This window comes from Synechococcus sp. HJ21-Hayes (genome assembly GCF_024345835.1).
GTDB lineage: Bacteria > Cyanobacteriota > Cyanobacteriia > PCC-6307 > Cyanobiaceae > Vulcanococcus.
Genome location: NZ_JAGQBW010000009.1, coordinates 92938 through 112930 on the forward strand (window position 1 = coordinate 92938; position 19993 = coordinate 112930).

Sequence of the window (19993 nt, forward strand, 5' to 3'; positions counted from 1 at the left end):
AACTAGCGCTTCTGGGCGGGGTAGAGCTCATCGAAGAACTTGCCCAGCCCGATGGTCACGCTGCGCATGCCATCCATGAACTGCGGATCTCCGGTGAGCTTGTTCACATCTCCACCAACCGCATCCCAGCGGGCGGTGAGCCGCTCCGCATTGGTCACGGTGGTTTTGAGTTCAGACACCGTTTTGGGGTTATCCAGCGCGGCCGTGAGGTTGCGCACGTGGGCCGTGGAGGCGTTGAGGTTGTCCAGGGTGGGCTGGGCCTGACGCAGGGTCTGCTTGAGATCGGCCAGCAACTGTTGGCCATCCACCAGGAATTTGCCGGCCTCCTTCGAGGTGGTGTCGAAACTGCGGGTGGTTTCGGCCAGCAGCGGTAGCAATTTTTCGCGATCGGCCTGATCCAGCAGCTTCTGCATGGTGGCGGTGACGCTGGTGATCGTGGCGGCGCTCTGACCCTCCAGTGCACTGCCGGGACAGAGGGTGAGGCGGTTGTTGCAGTTGGGATCCAGGGGGCCAGGGGTGCCCTGGGGCAGGGGGCGCAGGGGGCTCAGCAAGGCCACCACCGCATCACCGCCCAGCAGGGAGGCTTCCTCCACCTGGGCCAGCACCGGTCGAGGGATCTGCAGGGTTGCATCGCTGATCTCCAATTCCGCCACCACCGCCGAGGAGGTGGCCTTGACGGAGCGCACCGTGCCCACCACCACGCCGCGGTAGGTCACGGCAGAACGCTCGGCCAACCCAGCGGCATCGGGGAAGCGCACCTGGACGCGCCACTGGGCCTTGCCGATCGAAATCCCCTTTAACCAGAACCACAAGCCGCCGGCGCCAGCCAGGGCCGCCAACAGGGTGAATCCCACGATGGCCTCTCGCACACTGCGGCGCATGGATTTAGAGCTCCGCGGGCTGCATCGGGCCGTTCAGGCTAGCGGTACGGAACTGGAGCACATAGGGATTGTCGGTGATCTGAAAGTCTTGGATGGTGCCATGCCAGCGAAACAGCCCGTCGTAGAGCAACACCACGCGATCTGCCGCCCGCAGGATCGTGCTCATCACATGGCTCACCACCACCGATGAGCCTCCCGCCAGCTCGGAGGTGCGCACGATCAGATCTTCGATGCGGGTGCAGGCCACAGGGTCCAGGCCGGCGGTGGGCTCATCAAACAACAGCAACGGCACCTGGCCCGGCGGCTGGCTGGGATCTTCGATCACCGCCCGGGCGAAACTCACCCGCTTCTGCATACCCCCGCTGAGTTCACCGGGCAGGAGATCCTCAATGTCGTAGAGACCCACGGCCTCCAGCGCCCGGCTCACCCGCTCATGTATCTCCCGCTCCGGCAGGCGGCTGTAGCGATAGAGCAGAAAGCCCACGTTCTCGCGCACGGTGAGCGACGCCAACAGGGCTGGGTTCTGAAACACCAGCCGCACATCGGGTGGGTGGCGCTGGTCGAGGCGCAAGTACTGCTGAGGCACGCCGTGGATCTTCAGCTCGCCGCTGCTGGGCAGCAGCAGCCCCGCCAACAGGCGCAAGATCGTGGACTTGCCAGCTCCGGAGGGTCCGACCACCGCCAGCCGTTCGCCGGGTTCAAGCTCCAGGTGAACGTTTTCAAGCACGGTCTTGCTGCCCCAGCGAACGCTGACATCGTCCAGCTGGGCCACAGGCGGCTGAAACCCAGAAGGCGTGGAGGAAAGCACCGAGCTGATGGCTGCGAGCCCGGCCATCTTGACGGTTTCTCCGTACAGTTTCAGCACTCCAACTGCTCAATGCGCCGACCCCGCCTGATCCGCAAGCGACGACCCGGCTGGGTTGGGCGGGGTGATCTGCGCCAACAGGATCTGATGAGCCGCTCCCGGCGGGCTGCCCGCTGGCTCCAGCCCGGCCTGGTGGTGAAGCGCTGGATGCTCACCTCCGGCCTGGGGCTACTGCTGGCCCTGCTGGGAGCTGCGGTGTGGGCCGACCTGCAACCCATCTACTGGATGCTGGAGTCGGTGAAGTGGCTGCTGCAGAACCTCACCAAGGTGCTGCCCCGCGAGATCACCGGGCCGCTGGTGCTGCTGATCGGTGGCGGCATGGTGTGGCTGGGCCAGAGCCGCAGCTTTGGCTCCATCCAAAAAGCGCTGGCCCCGGAAAAGGACACGGTGCTGGTGGATGCACTGGTGGCCAAACGCCGCCTGAACCGCGGGCCGGCGATCGTGGCCATCGGGGGCGGCACGGGCCTCTCCACCCTGCTCAGTGGCCTGAAGCGCTACAGCAGCAACCTCACCGCCATCGTGACCGTGGCGGACGACGGCGGCAGCTCCGGGGTGCTGCGCCGCGAGCTGGGGGTGCTGCCCCCAGGCGACATCCGCAACTGCCTGGCCGCCCTAGCCACCGAGGAACCGCTGCTCACCCGCCTGTTCCAATACCGCTTCCGCGCGGGCACAGGCCTGGAAGGCCACAGCTTCGGCAATCTGTTTCTCTCGGCGCTCACCGCCATCACCGGCAGCCTGGAATCGGCCATCACCGCCAGCAGCCGCGTACTGGCAGTGCAGGGCCAGGTGGTGCCCGCCACCAACGCCGATGTGAAGCTCTGGGCCGAACTGGAGGATGGCTCCCGCATTGAAGGCGAATCCCAGATCGGCAATGCCCCCAGCCCGATCGTGCGGCTGGGCTGCACGCCCGAACGGCCCCCAGCCCTGCCCCGGGCCCTCGAGGCAATCGCCAACGCCGAGCTGATCGTGCTGGGCCCCGGCAGCCTTTACACCTCCCTGCTGCCCAACCTGCTGGTGCCCGAGCTGGTGAGTGCCATCAGCCGCAGCAAAGCTCCACGGCTCTACATCTGCAACCTGATGACCCAGCCGGGCGAAACCGATGGACTGGATGTGGAGGGCCATCTGCGGGCCATTGAATCGCAACTAGCCAGCCTGGGCATCCAGCAGCGCCTGTTTACGGCCGTGCTAGCCCAGGAAAACCTGTGTTCTTCACCCCTGCTGGAGCTCTACCGCCAACGGGGGGCCGAACCGGTGAGCTGCGACGGCCGCAAGCTCCGCGCCCAGGGCTATGAAGTGATGCAGGCCCCGCTGCAGGGAGCCCGGCCCAGCGCCACCCTGCGCCACGATCCCCGCAGTGTGGCCCTAGCAGTGATGCGCTATTACAAGCGGCATCGGCGCAGCCAGGGCCAGTAGGGCTGGCTCAGTAGGACGGCTTCAGTAAGCGTCCTGCATTTCGTAGAAGTCCGGCTGCACATAATCCTTGCGCAGGGGAAAGCCCGTCCAGTCCTCAGGCATCAACAGCCGCTTGGGATGGGGATGGCCCTCGTAGGTGATGCCGAACATGTCGTAGGTTTCCCGCTCCGACCAATCCGCACCCCGGAACAGCCCATAAAGGCTGGGGATGGTGAGGTTGCCATCGCGAGCCAGGAACACCTTGAGGCGCACTTCCTCAGGCTTCAGTTCGGCGGGGAGGCGCTGGTTGCCGGTGGATTGATCCGCCAGCGATCCCAGCTTCACCAGGTGGTAGAAGCTCACGAGCCGGCCGCCAGGGCCTTCGTCGTAGCCGCCCTGGCATTGCAGATAGTCGAACCCGGTGGCCTTGAGAGCTGCGGCGATCACGGGCAGGAAGGCCGGCTCAACGCCCACCACTTCAACGCCCAGGTGATCAGCCTCCAGCACTTCATGCTCAAAACCCTGGCTACTGAGCCACTGGCTCACGGCTCCGGCAGGGGCCAGGTTGGTGGTGGAAGCGGGGGTTTCCTCAGGCATCACGTCCTCAGGCACTGGCGTTGGTGTTGGTGTTGGCAGGAATCGCGGCGGGCTCGGCCACAGCCGGCTCAGCAGCGGCCACGGGGAGCCCGGCGGCGGCGGCGAAGGCGGCTTGCTGGGTGGCCGCCCGCAGATATTGGCCGTTCACGATCGGCTCCACGGCCTTCATCTGGTGGGAAACCGTGCAGTAGCGGTGGATTTGCTGCACGTTGCCGCGCTCGGCCAGGGCCTCGTTGCCCACCTTCTTGCGCAGCTTGATCACCGCATCGAAGATCGCTTCAGGCCGTGGCGGGCAGCCGGGCAGGTAAAGGTCCACAGGGATCAGCTTGTCCACACCGCGCACCGCTGTGGTGGAGTCGGCGGAGAACATGCCGCCGGTGATGGTGCAGGCCCCCATGGCAATCACGTACTTGGGCTCCGGCATCTGCTCGTAGAGCCGCACCAGGGCGGGGGCCATCTTCATGGTCACGGTGCCGGCCACGATCAGCAGGTCCGCCTGGCGGGGGCTGGAGCGGGGCACCAGGCCGAAGCGGTCAAAGTCGAAGCGGGAGCCGATCAGGGCCGCGAACTCAATGAAGCAGCAGGCGGTGCCATAGAGCAGCGGCCAGAGGCTGCTGAGCCGCGCCCAGTTGTGCAGGTCGTCGAGGGTGGTGAGGATCACGTTCTCGGACAGGTCCGAGGTAACGGCCGGGGCACCAATGGGGTTGCAGCTGGCGGCGCGGAGATCCTTAAGGGCTCCGATCGAGAGGGCCTCGGCCATGCCGGAGCTGGAGGAAGGGGTGATTGTCATGGGTTGGATGCGGCGTTACAGCTCCGGATCAGCTCCACTCGAGGGCGCCCTTGCGCCAGGCGTAGGCCAAGGCCACCACGAGGATGGAAATGAACACCAGCGCCTCGATGAAGGCCAGCAGGCCCAGCCGATGGAAGGCCACGGCCCAGGGATAGAGGAACACGGTCTCCACGTCGAAGATCACGAAGACCAGCGCAAACATGTAGTAGCGGATGTTGAACTGGATCCAGGCACCGCCGATGGGCTCCATGCCCGATTCGTAGGTGAGATCCCGCTCGCCCGTGCGCGATTGAGGCGCCAGCAGCTTGTTGGTGACCAGTGCGAGCACGGGCACTGCCGCCGAAATCAGCAGGAAGCCGAGGAAGGCGTCGTAGCCAGAGAGAACGAACACGGGCAAAGGCAGCCCAACCTTGGCGCAGTCTGGCATCCACGGCCGGAGCCTGGGTTGGCGTCCGCCGGCCACTCGCCCGCCTCTGGCTCCCGCCCCCGCAAGGGCTCTCCTTAGAGTCCACCCAGCCGACAGCCCGCCGTGAGCGAGGAGCACCAGCAGCACCAGGCGCCCCCAGCCGAGCCGGAGGCCGCCAGCGAGGCGCCCGTGGATGATCCCGATACCCACCGCTTCGAATGCCGCAGCTGCGGCTTTGTGTACGACCCCGATGAAGGGGTGAAGAAACTGGCGATTGCCCCTGGCACGCCCTTCAGTGGCCTGGATCCCGCCAGCTTCCGCTGCCCCGTGTGCCGCAGCAAGGTGGGCGCCTTCAAGGACATCGGCCCCCGCAACAAGCCCAGCGGCTTCGAGGAGAATCTGGGCTACGGGCTCGGGGTGAACACCCTCACCCCCGGCCAGAAAAACGTGCTGATCTTCGGCGGCTTCGCCCTGGCCTTCGCCTTCTTCCTCTCTCTTTATTCCCTGCGCTGAGCATGAACCGCCTCGCCTCCTCCCTGAGCGCGCTCGTGCTCACCGTGGTCCTGGCCTTCGGCCTGGGCGGCTGTGTGACCACGGGCCTGCCCACAGCCGCCACCAGCCCCTGGCAGCCGGTGGACATCCACACCAAATCCAACCCCCTGGATCTGGCCTTCACCGACGACCAGCACGGCTTCTTGGTGGGCAGCAACCGCCTGATCCTGGAAACCAACGATGGCGGAGCCTCCTGGCAGGAGCGGGCGCTGGAGCTGCCGCTGGAGGAAAACTTCCGCCTGATCAGCGTGGACTTCAACGGCGATGAAGGCTGGATCGCCGGCCAGCCGGGCCTGCTGCTGCACAGCACCGATGGCGGCCAGAACTGGAGCCGCCTGTTCCTCGACACCAAGCTGCCCGGTGAGCCCTATCTGATCACCGCCCTCGAGCGCAACAGCGCCGAGCTGGCCACCAACGTGGGCGCCATCTACCGCACCGCCGATGGCGGCAACTCCTGGCAGGCGGATGTGAGCGATGCGGCCGGCGCCGTGCGCGATCTGCGCCGCGGCCCCGATGGCCAGTACGTGAGCGTGAGCAGCCTGGGCAACTTCTTTGCCACCTGGGCCCCCGGCGACCCCGTGTGGACGCCGCACCAGCGGGTGAGCAGCCAGCGGGTGCAATCCATGGGCTTCCAGCCCGATAACAGCCTGTGGATGCTCACCCGTGGCGCCCAGCTGCGCTTCAACCCGGATGCCAGCAACCCCGAGGACTGGGGCAAGCCGGTGATCCCCATCACCAACGGCTATGGCTACCTCGATATGGCCTGGGATCCCAGCGGCAAAATCTGGACCGGCGGGGGCAGCGGCACCCTGCTCACCAGCGGTGATGGCGGCAAGAGCTGGCAGAAGGACCCCGTGGGCGCCCAGCAGCCCACCAACTTCACCCGCATCGCCTTCCTGGCCGATGGCAAGGGCTTTGCCCTCGGCGAGCGGGGCTCGCTACTGCGCTGGGTGGGCTGAACACCTTTCCCTCTGTAACCAAGCTGGCTGGCCGCTCCCGGCGGCCACCAGCGCGCCCTTAGGATCGACCAGCTGAACGCTCGCTGCTATGGCTGCCGGCTCTACTGGGGAACGCCCGTTCTTCGAAATCATCACGAGCATCCGTTACTGGGTGATCCATGCCGTGACCCTGCCGGCGATCTTCCTGGCGGGCTTTCTGTTCGTGTCCACAGGCCTGGCGTACGACGCCTTCGGCACGCCGCGTCCTGACGCCTACTTCCAGGCCCAGGATTCCAAGGCCCCTGTCGTGAGCCAGCGCTACGACGCCAAGAGCTCGCTTGACCAGCGCCTGAAATAAGCCATGACCCAGTCTCCAGCCTCCACCACGCCCCGCAACTACCCGATCTTCACGGTCCGGTGGCTGTCCTTGCATGCCCTCGGCATTCCCACGGTGTTTTTCCTGGGTGCCCTGGCCGCGATGCAGTTCATTCGTCGCTGAGATCTGCAGCCATGCAACGCAACCCCAACCCCAACAACCTGCCAGTTGAACTGAACCGCACCAGCCTCTATCTGGGCCTGCTGTTTGTGTTCGTCACCGGCATCCTGTTCTCCAGCTACTTCTTCAACTGACCGGGAGCACCTGCGATGAGCGGCAAAAAATCAAATCTGCCTGACGGCCGGATCCCCGATCGCCTTCCCGACGGTCGCCCTGCCGTGGCTTGGCGGTCCCGGTGGACCGAAGGCGTGCTGCCCTTGTGGCTGGTGGCCACGGCCGGTGGCATGGCTGTGATCTTTGTGGTCGGCCTGTTCTTCTACGGCGCCTACACCGGCGTGGGTTCCGCCTGATTCTTCGCCTCTGCTGCAGATCAGCTGGCCGTGCAGCCTCGCCCCAAGGGCGGGGCTGTTCTGTTAGCGACCTAAGCGGATCACGCACACGCAAGCCCTGAACAGCTGCGCTCTGTGAGTAGCCCACCAGCCACACCCAATCGTCGCAACCGGCGTCCGCGCGGACGGGAGCTGCTCTGCCCCGCCCATCCGGAGCAACGGATCATGGGCTGCGGCAAGAAGTATTTTCTGCACCTGCTCTCACCCGAAGAGCTGAAGGCCCGTGGCATGAGCCACCGCAAGGCCCAGCTGGTGATCGAGGCCTACCCGGTGCTGGTGCTGAGCAATGAGTGGCTGGAGGAGCTGTTCTGCCCGGAATGCGGCAGCAGCCACTGGTGCCACATCACCCAGAACGACAAACACAGCCACACGGTGCGCTGGGCTCCCCGCGAGTTGTGGGAACAGGTGGCTCACGTGGATCCGCTGGTGCCCAATCCAAGCGTGAGCCAGTTCACGCGGCGCTCTGCCCGCCGCGCCAGTGTGAGCCGCAGCGATGGCCAGCGTTGGTTCGATCCAGGCTGACGCGCCCGGCCGTCAGAGGCCCGTTCAGCTGGCCGCCAGAAACTGGGGATAAGCCCGCACCCAAGCGGCAAAGCGCTCCAAGCCCGCTGCCAGCGAGGTATTCGGCCGAAAGCCCACCCAAGCCTGCAGAGCTGAGGTGTCCGCCGCCGTGGCCTGCACATCGCCAGGCTGCATGGGCTGGAACTGCTTGATGGCGGTGCGGCCCAGGGCCTGCTCCAGCAGCTCGATGAAGCGCAGCAGCTCGGTGGGCTGGGCATTGCCGATGTTGAACAACCGGTGCGGCACGGCCGCCGTGGCGGGGTTGGGCTGGAGGGGATCGAAGCCCGGATCGGGGGTGGCCGGCTTGTCGAGGCAGCGGATCACGCCCTCCACGATGTCGTGGATGTCAGTGAAATCCCGCTGCATACGGCCGTGGTTGAACACCTGAATCGGCTCCCCGGCCAGGATCGCCCGGGCGAACAGCATCGGCGCCATATCGGGCCGGCTCCAGGGGCCATACACGGTGAAAAAACGCAGGCCCGTGGCGGGCAGGCCATAGAGATGGCTGTAGGTGTGGGCCATCAGCTCACCCGCTTTCTTGGTGGCTGCATAGAGGCTCACCGGGTGGTTCACGGCCTGGAGCTCCGAGAAGGGCAGCTGCCGGTTGCCGCCATACACCGAGCTGCTGGATGCATACACCAGATGCTCCACGCCGTGGTGGCGGCACCCCTCGAGGATGTGGCCGAAGCCCACCACATTGCTCTGGATGTAGGCAGCGGGATTCTGCAGCGAATAGCGCACCCCTGCCTGGGCGGCGAGGTGCACCACGGCCCGCGGCCGGGCCTGCTGGAACAGCGCGGCGATGGCCTCGCCATCGGCCACATCCAGGGGCTGAAACTGCCAGGCGGCGGGAGCGGTGGGCCCTGAGGCTACCTGGGCGGCGATGCGCTCCAGGCGGGCCCATTTGAGCGCAGGGTCGTAATAGGTATTCAGGTTGTCGATCCCGATCACCCGCTCGCCGCGCTGCAGCAGCCGCAGGGCCACCTCAGCGCCAATGAAGCCGGCGGCGCCGGTGATCAACACAGGAGCAGCGGGGCTCACGAGCTAGCCCTCGCCCACGGTCCACACATGGAGGCCGGCGGCGCGGGCGGCCGGGGAATCGCAGATGGCGCGGGCATCAAACAGCCAGGCCGGCTTGCGCATCACCGCGGCCAGCTCGGCCCAGGCCAACTGGCGGAACTCGGCCCACTCCGTGAGCACCAGCAGGGCATCGGCGCCGCGGGCGGCTTCGAGCATCGATCCGCTGCGCTGCCAGCTGCCCTCGCCCAGATCAGCCTGGATCTGAGATTCGCTCACCTTGGGGTCGTAAAGGGCGAGCTGGGCGCCTTCCTCCAGCAGGTCGTGGCAGATGCGGATCGCCGGGGCCTCGCGGGTGTCGTTGGTGTCAGCCTTGAAGGCGAAGCCCAGCACGGCGATGCGCTTGCCCGTGAGGGTGCCGAACAGGCGCTGCACCACCAGGCGGGCGATGCGGTGCTGCTGCCAGCTGTTGAGCTCCACCACGCTCTGCCAGTAGGCCGCCACCTCCTGCAGGCCGTAGTGGCCGCAGAGGTACACGAGGTTGAGGATGTCCTTCTGGAAGCAGCTGCCGCCGAAGCCCGGGCCCGCCTTGAGGAACTTGGAGCCGATGCGACTATCGGCACCGATGGCGCGCGCCACCTCCTGCACATCGGCGCCAGTGGCCTCGCACAGGGCGGCGATGGAATTGATCGAGCTGATGCGCTGGGCCAGGAAGGCGTTGGCGGTGAGCTTGGAGAGCTCCGAGCTCCAGAGGTTGGTGCGCAGGATCTGCTCAGGCGCCACCCAGTGGGCGTAGATACCGGCCAGGGCCTCAATGGCGGCCGGATCCTCGCCCCCGATCAGCACCCGATCGGGCTGTTCCAGATCGCTGATGGCGGTGCCTTCCGCCAGAAACTCGGGGTTGGAGAGCACCGCGAAGGTTTTGGGCTGGGCCTCACCGGCCCCCTCGCCTTGGGCCGCCGCGAGGATGGCCTTCACGGTTTCGGCGGTGCGCACCGGCAGGGTGCTCTTCTCCACCACGATCGTGTGGCCCTGGGCGCAGGCAGCCACCTGGCGGGCGGAGGCCTCGATCCAACGCAGATCGCTGGCCTGGCCGGCGCCCACCCCCTTGGTTTTGGTGGGGGTGTTCACCGAGAGGAACACCATGTCTGCCGCGGCGATGGCGGGCTCGACAGCCGTGGAGAAATGCAGGTTGCGGCCCCGGCAGCGGCCCACCACCGCATCGAGCCCCGGCTCATACACCGGCAAACGGCTGAGATCGAGATCATTCCAGGCGGCGATGCGAGCCTCGTTGAGATCCACCACCGTGACCTGGATCTGCGGGCAGCGATCAGCGATCACCGCCATGGTGGGCCCGCCCACATAGCCCGCACCGATGCAGCAGATGGTGCGAATGCTCATGCGATCGCCTCGCGGAAGTAGGCGATGGTGGCATCAAGGCCCTGATCCAGCGCCACGGTGGGCTGCCAACCCAATTCCTGGCTTGCGAGATCGATCACGGGCTGACGCTGCAGGGGGTCATCCTGAGGCAGGGGTTGGGTGATGAATTCCAGATTGGGATTGATCTTGGCGCGCACCAGTTCAGCCAGCTGGCGAATCGTGAACTCGCCAGGGTTGCCGATGTTGATCGGGCCGGTATGGGAACCGTTCATCAGCCGGATCAGGCCCTCCACCAAATCGTCCACGTAGCAGAAGGAGCGGGTTTGGGAGCCATCGCCATAGAGGGTGAGCGGTTCACCGCGCAGGGCCTGCACGATGAAATTGCTCACCACGCGGCCATCATCCGGCAGCATGCGCGGGCCGTAGGTGTTGAAGATGCGTACCACGCGGATCTCCACGCTGTGCATGCGCTGGTAGTCGAAACACAGGGTTTCGGCGATGCGCTTGCCCTCGTCGTAACAGCTGCGGATACCGATGGTGTTCACGCAGCCGCGGTAACTCTCGGGCTGGGGATGCACCTCTGGATCGCCATACACCTCGCTGGTGCTGGCCAGCAGCAGCCGCGCGCCCACCCGGCGAGCCAGGCCGAGCATGTTGTAGGTGCCGAGGAAGCTGGTTTTGGCCGTCTTAATCGGGTTGTGCTGGTAGTGCACCGGCGAGGCCGGGCAGGCCAGGTGCCAGATGCGATCCACCTCCAGACGAATCGGATCGGTCACGTCGTGACGGATTAACTCAAAACGCGGATGGCCGATCCAACGCTCGATGTTGGCCTTGCGGCCGGTGAAGTAGTTATCGAGGCAGATCACCTCCTCGCCGGCTTCCATCAACCGATCCACCAGGTGGGAGCCCACAAAACCGGCGCCGCCGGTGATCAGATTGCGCATGGGGGAAGCGGGCATCAGAGGCGCACCAGGTGTTGCTGAAGCTGTTCACGGAACAGGGCCACGGTGCTGCGCAGCCCCTCGGCCAGGGGAATACGGGCCTGCCAGCCGAGGGAGGCCAAGCGACTCACATCCAGCTGCTTCTTCGGGGTGCCATCGGGCTTGCTGGCATCCCAATGGATCTCGCCCTGGAAGCCGGTGGCCTCGGCCACGGCCTCGGCGAGCTGGCGGATGCTCAGATCCACGCCCGTGCCCACATTGAGATGGGTGAGCGGCTCGCCCTGATCGTTGCGCGGAGCATCGGTTGCGGCGGGATCCCAGTGCTCGAGGGCGAACACACAGGCCTCACCCAGATCGTCCACATGCAGGAATTCCCGCAGGGGGCTGCCGGTGCCCCAACAGCTCACGCTGGCATCGCCGCGTTCGGCGGCTTCATGGAAGCGGCGGATCAAGGCCGGCAGCACATGGCTGTTGGTGGGGTGATAGTTATCGCCCGGGCCATACAAGTTGGTAGGCATCAGGCTGATGGCATCGAAGCCATGCTGCTGGCGCAGGGCCTGAGCCAGCTTGATGCCGGTGATCTTGGCGATGGCGTACCACTCATTGGTGGGCTCCAGGGCACCGGTGAGCAGGGCCTCCTCGCGGATCGGCTGCTGGGCGAACTTGGGATAGATGCAACTGCTGCCCAGGAATAAGAGGCGCCTAACGCCGGAGCGCCAGGCGTTTTCGATCACATGCTGCTGAATCTTGAGATTGTCCAGCAGGAAGTCGGCGGGATAGGTGGCATTGGCGTGGATGCCGCCCACCTTGGCGGCCGCCAACACCACCACCTCGGGCCGGTGCTCCGCAAACCAGCGCTGCACGGCCTCGGGATCAAGCAGATCCAGCTCCGAGCGGCTGGCGGTGAGCAGCTGCTGGTAGCCCCTGGCCTCCAGGGCACGGCAAATGGCGCTGCCAGCCATGCCGCGATGGCCTGCCACGAAGATGCGGTGGGCGGGCTGAATCAAGGCCTGTGACCAGACCATCACCCCTGGCCCCCGTTGCGGGCGGCGGCCACGGCGCCGGGGTTGGTGGGCGGATTCTCCATCGAGCCCACAACCGCGAAGCCCTTGCGGCGCAGCAGGGCTTCCTTGGCGGCTTCTTCCTTATCGGCGGCCACCATCTCGCCCACCAATTGTTCCAGGGTGGTGGTGGGCGTCCAGCCCAATTTTTCGCGTGCCTTGGTGGGATCGCCGAGCAGGGTTTCCACCTCTGCCGGACGGAAGTAACGGGGATCGATCCGCACCACCACGGCACCGGTATCGCCGCGAAGGCCCGTTTCCTCCAGTCCGCTTCCCTGCCACTGCATGGGGCCCCAACCCAGCTCAGCGGCCGTGAGTTCGATGAAGCGGCGCACGCTCTCTTGGCGCCCCGTGGCGATCACAAAATCCTCAGGGCTGTCCTGCTGGAGCATGCGCCACTGCATCTCAACGTAGTCGCGCGCGTGGCCCCAATCCCGCAGCGAATCGAGGTTACCCATGTAGAGGCACTGATCCAGACCGGCATCAATGCGGGCCAGGCCGCGGGTGATCTTACGGGTCACGAAAGTTTCACCCCGGCGCGGTGATTCGTGATTAAACAGGATGCCATTGCAGGCATACATACCATAGGCCTCGCGGTAGTTCACCGTGATCCAATAGCCATACATCTTGGCCACCGCGTAAGGGCTGCGGGGATAGAAGGGCGTGGTTTCCTTTTGCGGGATTTCCTGCACTAGGCCGTAGAGCTCGCTGGTGCTGGCCTGGTAGATGCGGGTTTTATGGGTGAGGCCCAGCATCCGCACGGCCTCGAGGATGCGCAGCGTGCCAAGGGCATCGCTGTTGGCGGTGTATTCCGGTGCCTCGAAGCTCACCGCCACATGGCTCTGGGCGCCCAGGTTGTAGATCTCATCGGGTTGCACCTGCTGGATGATCCGGATCAGGTTGGTGGAGTCGGTGAGATCGCCGTAGTGCAGCACCAGGCGCGGATCGTCTTCGTGGGGATCCTGGTAGAGGTGATCGATGCGAACCGTGTTGAAGCTGCTGGACCGGCGCTTGATGCCGTGAACCACATAGCCCTTCTGCAGCAGCAGCTCCGCCAGGTAGGAGCCATCTTGGCCGGTGATGCCGGTGATGAGGGCCACGCGGCCGGCACAGCTCACGGAAGCAGGGCTGAAGGACATCAGGCGGCAGCAGACGTGGCGGGCAGTTTCGCCGCCAGATAACCCAGCAGCAGAAAGCCAAGGTAGAAGAGCAGCCCATCCCCGTAGATCAGGGGCTGGAACAGCCACTGCACTGTGAGGGTGATCAGCAAGCCGGCCCCGATCAAGGCGCCGGCCTGTTCGCCGCCCTGGGGGCCCGACTGCCGCAGGGCCGCGGCCAAGTTAGGCAGGGCCCGCAGCAGCAGCGGCAGCAGCGCCAACAGCAGCAGCAAGAGCGGCAGCCAGCCCACCCGCACGTAGATGTCGAACAGCACGTTATGCATCAGCTCGCCCTGACGGGCGTCGAACTGCATCAGCACCTGGCGTTGCTGATCGAAGGCCTGGAAGTGCAACTGATTGCCGCCCCAGGGGAAGGAAGGCGCCGCGGGGAAGAAGCCGGCAAAGCGATCGAAGCGCTCGTCGTACAGACGGCTGCGCAATCGGGGCCAGAGCGCCACCAGCAGGCCAGTGCCCACCGCCAGAGCGCTCAGCCACCATTGCCGCGGCACGGCCAGGGCCACCAGCACCGGCACGGCACCCAACGCGGCCACCAGCCAGCCCAGCCGCCCGCTGAAGCACAGCACCGCTGCCAGGCCCGCCAAGCCCGAGACCAGCAGCACCAGGCCCAGCCGGCGCTGCAAGCCACGCAGCAGCAGCCAGGCCCCCGGCACCAGCCAGGCCGCCGCCAGGGCGGCGTTCTGCTCGATCGAGCGCACGTTCATGCTCGGATCAGTGCCCCAGGGAACGGCGATCACGGAATCGCGCCGGTGGCGCAGCAGATCCAGCCACTCGCCACCGGGCACCAGCACCCGGCCGTGCAGCAGCACCGCCCAGGTGTAGAGCAACGCCCCTAACCCGTAGGCCAACCACAGCCAGCCCATCTGCCGCCAGCTGAGCTGGGTGGCTGCGCGGGCGCCGATCCAGAGGCCGGCGGCCGGCAGCACCAGCATGGAGATCAGATCAAGCAGGTCGCGGCCGCCGAAACGCCAGAGGCCGTAGTGCACGGAGATGGCGGCATAGCTCAGGCCGAACAACAGCAGCAACAGGCAGCCGCGGCGCAGCCACGGCTCTGGCGCCGCGGCGGAGCGGCTGCGCCAGGCCAACAGCGCCAACAGGGCGTAGAACGCCGTGAAGGCCTTGGGGAGGTGCAGGCCCATCACGGCCAGAGCGGCGACAACAAACAACCAATTCATCAGCAGGCGCCCTCTTCAGCCTCAGCCTTGAGTGCGGCCTCCAACAGGAACAGATCAGGCTGAAGCTGCCACTGGTAGGGGTGCAGATGTTGCGCCATAGCACGCTCCGGATCCACGGCGCTACACCAAAAAGGTCGCTGGAGCATTCTCTGGAAAGCATTATACAGCCCACCACCAAGAAAAGCTTGACTGGCGGGACACTTTCTAGCCTGAGCCAACTCTAACGCGAACAAACGATAGGGACGATCTCGAGAAATCAAAGGGTTGAGAACCATGGACCCCTGCTCACACCAAAGACGGCTCGCACAAGACACTCGCGCCAACAACTCTGGCACCGGGATCGAGATTGGATTCACGACATTATAGCCATAAGACACAAACAACTCACAGACCATGTCCAGATTTATAATTCTCTGGACACGACCAGAGCAAAGAAAGATTTTTTCACCTGGGTAGCGCTTTCGAACGAATGCCATATCATCCGCAAAAACACCATCGCCAAGGGCCGAGATCACGGCATCTCGAGCCAAGGTGAGACTTTGCCATGTGCTGAGTCTGGGCAATACCAGCGCATCAGACAAATCAAGATTGCTGGCCAGCAGCTTCTCTGGAGTAGACAATTGCAATGAGCCCTCAGGGCAGAGCTTCGCAAGTGCAGCAGCCCAAGCAGGAGAGGGAACTGTTGCAAGAATTTGCCGTTCAGAAAAACAGATTTCAGGCCGCCGGGAAAACCACACAATCGATCCCAGCATATCCCCAACAAAATGACCAAAATGACTTGTGGAATGGGGAAAAACAGCAACAGGAGCTCGCCATTGAACAAACGGTTTACGACGCGCCAAACGTATTGCATCAAACTGGGTGCGCGCATAAGCCGGAGCCTGGCCGAAAGATGCAGACGAAACTAATGCCCAAGACTCGATGCCCGGATAATCGGGAACAGGCGAATATCCATAGCAATGGCTTACAAGCTCAACCCGACCAGACTTGGCAGGGAGGGAAAGCATATCTAGATCAACAATCGCCTGATCGGCACTTGCCAATGGCACCGGCAAGTGACCAATTGGCCGCTGACGATGAACGTAGCCGAACAGCCTATTGTTGAGAAAACGGAAGCGTGCATTACGCAGGCAGTCACGCAGACGCGGCATCACCAATAGCATCCTCCCTCCACCAAGTTGGCAGAAACAGGCACGTCTGAGGGATACGGTCGACACCAAGTATCGTTCATCAAGGCCTCAAAAGCAGGCTGGCCATCCCAGCGCTTGCCTCGAATACCAAAAAGAAGCTGGAGTGCCCCACCCAAGTGAATGGCAGGACGCCCCATGGCTTTAATTGCCGCCGCCAGGGGAAGTCCGTAGGCCCCACAACCAAGTAAGGCAACGTCAAAATCCAACCCACTGATTGCCTTCAATGTCGCCTCAAGCGCCTCAGACCAACTGGAAAAATCCATGGTGGCGAATCCCACGGTTTGAGGAGGCTTGAGTGTGATCAAATCAAAGGCAGGCAGAATATCATGGCCAGAAAATAACTGCTGTCGCCGCTTATATTGGGCCTGGATTGTAGCGACGAAAGGATGCACTACCAAAACCCGTCGACCAGCAAGCGCACGGCTCCATGGATCAGAATGCCACCATGGCTCAAGCAAAGGCAAAGGACAACGCTCAGGCAGTGGATTGAGCGACGCAACTAGGCGTGCCTGATATTCAGTGAACCAGAAACCGAGCAAATCAACCTCTGCCAAAGCGTCACCCAATCGCAAGCTAGCTGCATGCAGCTCGTGCCGTTCAACTGGAAAGATACCAGCATTGCGATGGGCTTCTTGCAGAGTTTTACGGCCAAAGCGAAGATTTTGAAAGCGAGATTCTCCCAACAAACGAGCTTCCACACGACCAAGACGTCCGACCAGGAAGGGCCTTCTACTCAACAATGCACTGCAAATCCATGCATTCGCAGCAGCCGCATCTAACTGAGCCCTGAAAACAGACGGGTAAACAAGACGGTCAGAGATATAGCCAAGGCGTTGAAATTGATGCTTAAGCAAGCGGATTGAAGACAGCATTCAGGACACCCCTACATTGCCAGCGATCTCCCTATACAGCTCAACGTGAGCTTGAGCAACGGCACGGGAACGCCAACGGATCAAACGCTGATCCTTTGAGAAGTCCCAGAAGGCCAGGCGACCCAGGAGAACGTGTTGAATACCTTGAGCAAGATCAGCCACATCAAAAGGATCGGCGAGATAACCACTGATACCGTGACGAACCGCATCTACCATGCCACCTTGGCGGAAGGCAACGACAGGGGTACCACAGGCTTGAGCTTCTGTTGCGATCTGCGGCAGATTGTCAAGCCGAGAAGGCACTATCACCACATCGGCTGCGGAATAAGCCAGTGCCAGACTTACATCATCATGCAACCGTGCCACTGGCAGTACAGGCCAATTCAACCCGCTTGGAGCCAGTTGTGAACCCAACACAACAACTAAAGGACTGGACTCCAAACCAGAGAGACCATTGAGCGCGGCTTGCAGAAGATCAAAGCCCTTGTTGAAATCGGAAGTACCGGAAATAGCACCAAAGAGGAGAAGGGGTTTATGTTGCGGCCAACCCAATAACTCCCTCGCCAGATGGCGAGGCAATGGCCGAAAAGCATCGGGCACAGCATTCGGGATTACATGGCAAGGCACTCCGCTAAACAGGGCTGAACTGGCAACCTGCTCAGCCATCCAGCGACTGGGAGCCACAAGCTGAAGCCGAGGCAGCAATCGACTCCAGGCCCGACGCTTGCGACACCACGTCCAACGGTCTAGATCACAACCACCATGGTCGATCGGACGATTATCAGCTCGATAGCCCTGCCGAAAGCGACGATCGTCAGCACCATCAGGATGGTGTTCACTGCCACAGAACGGCCAACTATCATGCAAAGTCCAGACCAGGGGCTTCCTTAGACGGCCGATCGCCTCCACCGAGATAAACTCATCCTGAACCCAGTGCAGATGCAACACTTGTGCATCGAATGTATTGAGATAGCGGTCAAATCGAGATGGCAAAGCCGCAACAGAATGTGTAAAAGAATTCGGACTCTTCTGCGGCTTGCTTAACCACCAACTTGCTGTACTACGCAACAGAGCAAGAGCCTGGCGCGGCTTGGAACCAGGGGCCTGCACCCAAGGGTCACCGCTAGCAGCCACTGCGACACGCATCGCGCTGCAATGTCCTGCCTGGCGAAGTGCCTGATGCAATCGGAAGCAAGCACGCGCGGCACCTCCCCCTGTGTCGTAAGTACTGAGCTGAAGAATCTTCACCGCAACCCAATAATTCGAAGAGCCTTACGAAACTTACGAATCAAGCCAGCCCGAAAGCTTCGGCGGTAAATCCTCATAAAAGTATACGCATCACATGCACGATCGGCCTGGATGACGGCAGGGTGCATCAAAGGAAACGCAAGGCTTCCTCGCGGCTGCAAGGGGGAACTCTCATCGATGGTATGAGTCGCGTCTGCACCGAAGCCAATGTTCTCAACCAGCTCTACAGCGGGTACCACCGTAAGAAATCCCTGCTGCCAGCAGCTCAACTGCCAGATCATGTCCCAGGTGTCGATACGGCCGGCGGCCAGCTGGTCAAGCCAGTCGCGCCAGAGGGAAGCAAAGGCCCTCCCCCCCAGCTGTTCCAGCCAACCGGCAGCCCGAAAAGCAGGCCATCCAGTCAGATCACGATCGTAAAAAAGCCAGGCACGGCGCCAACTGGCCCAGCCCCAACAGTGGCTGTAGATCGAGAACCGGTAACTCGACCCATCCAGTGGTGGCCGGCCCCAATGATTCTGGGCCGCAATGGCACCGATGCGGCTGTCGTGGCGGTAGCGCTCGAGCAGCTGCTGGCAGTAGGTGAAAAAGCTGAGGTCGGGCAGGATGTCGTCTTCCAGCACGATGCCCTCGGGCTCCAGCTCGAAGAACCAGTCGAGGGCAGCGCTGACGCCGACCCGGCAACCCTGGTTCACCGGGTGCAAGCGGCTGCGCAGCTCGCAGGGCCAATCGATCCGGCCCGCCGGCGCCGGGGCCAGCAGCGCGCGCACCGCCGCGCAGCGCTCGGCTTCTCCGGCCCGATCGGGGCGGGGACCGTCGCAGGCGACGTAGAGGCGCTGGGGTTGCAGGCGGCTCAGCAACTCCAGCACCAGTGCCGTGGGCTCCGGCCGGTTGAAGGCGATCAGCAGCACCGGAACCGGAAAGCTCATGGCGCCAACCCGTAGCCCAGTCCATACCCGGCGGCAACCAGGGCCGATAGCCCCAGCCAGGGCCTAAGCCAGCGGCCGCGGCCACTGAGCAGGGCCAGCAGCGCCAGGCTGGCCAGGTCGATCCACACCCGGGTGTAGTCAGGGAAGCGGGCCAGGATCTGGGTGCTGGTGCAGAGGGCCGGCAGCAGGTAGAGGGCCGCGGTGATCCGCAGCCAGCGGCTGGTGCCGGCGGAGAGGGCCGTGGCCGCCAGCACCAGCAGCGTGGCCAGCCAGAGCACGAAGCAGAGGCCATCGAACAGGTGCTCCGCCCGGCCCGGATCAAGCCCCGGCAGGGGCGCCAGGCCCAGCAGCTGGCCGGCCTTGCGCACCAGCCCCACCCCAGGCCAGCCGAAATGGAGGCTGGCCAACAAGCCATCGGCGGTGCTGGCAAAGCGGCCCCGCAGGCCGGCGATCCAGGCCAACAGCGGCAATGGCACCAGGGCCAGCAGCAGGATCCAGCGCCAGCGCCGCTCCCACAGGGCCGTGAGGCCGCTGGCGGCCCAGGCCAGCAGCGCCGTTTCCCGGGTGAGCAAGGCGGCCGTGAGGCTGGCCCAGAGCCGCCCCGGTCGCCGCTCGCGCCAAGCCACGGCGGCGGCCAGCAGCAGGGTGGTGGCCAACAGATCGGCCGTATCGAGGCTGAGGGTGATCCAAGGACCCGGGAGGGCCAGCACCGCCAGGCCCCAGCGGGGGGAGCGCTGCTCCAGCTGGGCCCAGCGGGCCACCAGGCCGCCAGCGCAGCCGATGGCGGCCACGTTCAGCAGCCCGAGGGTCCAGGGGATCAGACGGGGCTGGCCAAGCCCCAGCAGCCAGGCCAGCAGGGGATAAAGCAGCCGCTTGCCCCGATAGATGGGATTGTCGAGGGCGGCGGCGGTGCCGGGATCGCGCTGGAGGGGATCGAGGGCCAGGGTGAGGAACTGCTGGCCATCGTTGCCGCGCTTGCCCTGGAGCACCACCAGCGACTGGCCCTGCAGGCGGGGCGAGAGGGGCAGCTGATCGCCGATGCGGGCAAGGCCGGTGGGGTTGCCGCCGTACTTGCCGAACACCACCAGGGCCCACACCAGCAGGGCCAGCAGCGCGGTGAGCAGAGCCACGGCTGCCGGCC

Annotated in this window: 24 protein-coding genes; 8 read left to right on the forward strand and 16 right to left on the reverse strand. The window is 64.2% G+C overall.

Annotated features, from left to right (window positions below; genetic code table 11):
• Positions 1-2 precede the first annotated feature (2 nt).
• Positions 3-881, reverse strand: a complete 879-nt coding sequence (locus KBZ14_RS08925) for an MlaD family protein (RefSeq protein WP_255117972.1) — start codon at positions 879-881, stop codon at positions 3-5.
• A gap of 4 nt (positions 882-885) precedes the next feature.
• Positions 886-1716, reverse strand: coding sequence for an ABC transporter ATP-binding protein (locus tag KBZ14_RS08930; RefSeq protein ID WP_255117973.1), 831 nt, complete (start codon positions 1714-1716; stop codon positions 886-888).
• Positions 1717-1758: 42 nt separating this feature from the next.
• On the opposite strand from KBZ14_RS08930, the gene KBZ14_RS08935 reads away from it, so the two are divergent.
• Positions 1759-3159 carry a gluconeogenesis factor YvcK family protein gene (locus KBZ14_RS08935; protein WP_255117974.1) on the forward strand — a complete coding sequence of 467 codons (1401 nt, stop codon included), beginning with the start codon at positions 1759-1761 and terminating at the stop codon, positions 3157-3159.
• Between the two features lie 21 nt (positions 3160-3180).
• Here the strand turns inward: KBZ14_RS08935 and KBZ14_RS08940 are convergent, their stop codons facing one another.
• From KBZ14_RS08940 to KBZ14_RS08950, 3 genes are read right to left on the reverse strand one after another with little or no spacing between them, the layout of a single operon-like run.
• Entirely contained in the window at positions 3181-3735 is a 555-nt protein-coding gene (locus KBZ14_RS08940) for an NAD(P)H-quinone oxidoreductase subunit J (protein ID WP_255117975.1), read from the reverse strand.
• A 7-nt stretch (positions 3736-3742) separates the two neighbouring features.
• Entirely contained in the window at positions 3743-4495 is a 753-nt protein-coding gene (locus tag KBZ14_RS08945; protein WP_255118018.1) for an NADH dehydrogenase subunit K, read from the reverse strand.
• Positions 4496-4553: 58 nt separating this feature from the next.
• On the reverse strand, positions 4554-4916 hold the full coding sequence (locus KBZ14_RS08950; RefSeq protein ID WP_255117976.1) for an NAD(P)H-quinone oxidoreductase subunit 3: 363 nt from the start codon (positions 4914-4916) through the stop codon (positions 4554-4556).
• 204 nt (positions 4917-5120) lie between these two features.
• On the opposite strand from KBZ14_RS08950, the gene KBZ14_RS08955 reads away from it, so the two are divergent.
• The 7 genes from KBZ14_RS08955 (at position 5121) to KBZ14_RS08985 (ending at position 7828) form a co-directional block, all read left to right on the forward strand.
• The gene (locus KBZ14_RS08955) at positions 5121-5444 is read left to right on the forward strand and encodes a rubredoxin (protein WP_399210461.1); all 324 of its coding nucleotides are present in this window, start codon (positions 5121-5123) and stop codon (positions 5442-5444) included.
• 2 nt (positions 5445-5446) lie between these two features.
• Positions 5447-6442: a photosynthesis system II assembly factor Ycf48 gene (locus KBZ14_RS08960; RefSeq protein WP_255117978.1), complete on the forward strand. Its 996-nt coding sequence runs from the start codon at positions 5447-5449 to the stop codon at positions 6440-6442.
• An 88-nt stretch (positions 6443-6530) separates the two neighbouring features.
• Complete coding sequence (gene psbE / locus KBZ14_RS08965) at positions 6531-6779, forward strand: cytochrome b559 subunit alpha (RefSeq protein ID WP_255117979.1); 249 nt, start codon at positions 6531-6533, stop codon at positions 6777-6779.
• A gap of 3 nt (positions 6780-6782) precedes the next feature.
• Positions 6783-6920 carry a cytochrome b559 subunit beta gene (psbF, locus tag KBZ14_RS08970; protein WP_255117980.1) on the forward strand — a complete coding sequence of 46 codons (138 nt, stop codon included), beginning with the start codon at positions 6783-6785 and terminating at the stop codon, positions 6918-6920.
• Between the two features lie 11 nt (positions 6921-6931).
• Positions 6932-7051 (forward strand): photosystem II reaction center protein PsbL, encoded by a 120-nt coding sequence (gene psbL / locus KBZ14_RS08975; protein ID WP_035833199.1) that lies wholly within the window; start codon positions 6932-6934, stop codon positions 7049-7051.
• A 15-nt stretch (positions 7052-7066) separates the two neighbouring features.
• Positions 7067-7267 (forward strand): photosystem II reaction center protein J, encoded by a 201-nt coding sequence (locus tag KBZ14_RS08980; RefSeq protein WP_255117981.1) that lies wholly within the window; start codon positions 7067-7069, stop codon positions 7265-7267.
• A gap of 114 nt (positions 7268-7381) precedes the next feature.
• On the forward strand, positions 7382-7828 hold the full coding sequence (locus KBZ14_RS08985; RefSeq protein WP_255117982.1) for a hypothetical protein: 447 nt from the start codon (positions 7382-7384) through the stop codon (positions 7826-7828).
• Positions 7829-7852: 24 nt separating this feature from the next.
• Here the strand turns inward: KBZ14_RS08985 and KBZ14_RS08990 are convergent, their stop codons facing one another.
• The 11 genes from KBZ14_RS08990 to KBZ14_RS09040 are packed head-to-tail and all read right to left on the reverse strand — an operon-like array spanning position 7853 to position 19982.
• The gene (locus KBZ14_RS08990) at positions 7853-8908 is read right to left on the reverse strand and encodes an NAD-dependent epimerase (protein ID WP_255117983.1); all 1056 of its coding nucleotides are present in this window, start codon (positions 8906-8908) and stop codon (positions 7853-7855) included.
• A gap of 3 nt (positions 8909-8911) precedes the next feature.
• Positions 8912-10285 carry a nucleotide sugar dehydrogenase gene (locus tag KBZ14_RS08995; RefSeq protein ID WP_255117984.1) on the reverse strand — a complete coding sequence of 458 codons (1374 nt, stop codon included), beginning with the start codon at positions 10283-10285 and terminating at the stop codon, positions 8912-8914.
• On the reverse strand, positions 10282-11223 hold the full coding sequence (locus tag KBZ14_RS09000) for a UDP-glucuronic acid decarboxylase family protein (RefSeq protein WP_255117985.1): 942 nt from the start codon (positions 11221-11223) through the stop codon (positions 10282-10284). The genes KBZ14_RS08995 and KBZ14_RS09000 overlap by 4 nt, the downstream gene beginning before the upstream one ends.
• Complete coding sequence (locus tag KBZ14_RS09005) at positions 11223-12230, reverse strand: GDP-L-fucose synthase family protein (protein ID WP_255117986.1); 1008 nt, start codon at positions 12228-12230, stop codon at positions 11223-11225. The genes KBZ14_RS09000 and KBZ14_RS09005 overlap by 1 nt, the downstream gene beginning before the upstream one ends.
• Complete coding sequence (gene gmd / locus KBZ14_RS09010; RefSeq protein WP_255117987.1) at positions 12230-13405, reverse strand: GDP-mannose 4,6-dehydratase; 1176 nt, start codon at positions 13403-13405, stop codon at positions 12230-12232. The genes KBZ14_RS09005 and gmd overlap by 1 nt, the downstream gene beginning before the upstream one ends.
• A complete protein-coding gene (locus tag KBZ14_RS09015; RefSeq protein WP_255117988.1) occupies positions 13405-14616 on the reverse strand; it encodes a hypothetical protein in 1212 nt (403 codons plus the stop codon). The genes gmd and KBZ14_RS09015 overlap by 1 nt, the downstream gene beginning before the upstream one ends.
• Positions 14616-15767: a glycosyltransferase family 61 protein gene (locus KBZ14_RS09020; RefSeq protein WP_255117989.1), complete on the reverse strand. Its 1152-nt coding sequence runs from the start codon at positions 15765-15767 to the stop codon at positions 14616-14618. The genes KBZ14_RS09015 and KBZ14_RS09020 overlap by 1 nt, the downstream gene beginning before the upstream one ends.
• Entirely contained in the window at positions 15767-16678 is a 912-nt protein-coding gene (locus KBZ14_RS09025) for a hypothetical protein (RefSeq protein ID WP_255117990.1), read from the reverse strand. The genes KBZ14_RS09020 and KBZ14_RS09025 overlap by 1 nt, the downstream gene beginning before the upstream one ends.
• Complete coding sequence (locus KBZ14_RS15845; RefSeq protein WP_255117991.1) at positions 16679-17926, reverse strand: glycosyltransferase; 1248 nt, start codon at positions 17924-17926, stop codon at positions 16679-16681.
• Positions 17923-18852, reverse strand: coding sequence for a nucleotide-diphospho-sugar transferase (locus tag KBZ14_RS09035; RefSeq protein ID WP_255117992.1), 930 nt, complete (start codon positions 18850-18852; stop codon positions 17923-17925). Before KBZ14_RS09035 ends, KBZ14_RS15845 begins: the two co-directional genes overlap by 4 nt.
• Positions 18849-19982 carry an AZOBR_p60025 family cell surface glycopolymer formation protein gene (locus KBZ14_RS09040; RefSeq protein WP_255117993.1) on the reverse strand — a complete coding sequence of 378 codons (1134 nt, stop codon included), beginning with the start codon at positions 19980-19982 and terminating at the stop codon, positions 18849-18851. The genes KBZ14_RS09035 and KBZ14_RS09040 overlap by 4 nt, the downstream gene beginning before the upstream one ends.
• Between the last annotated feature and the right edge of the window lie 11 nt (positions 19983-19993).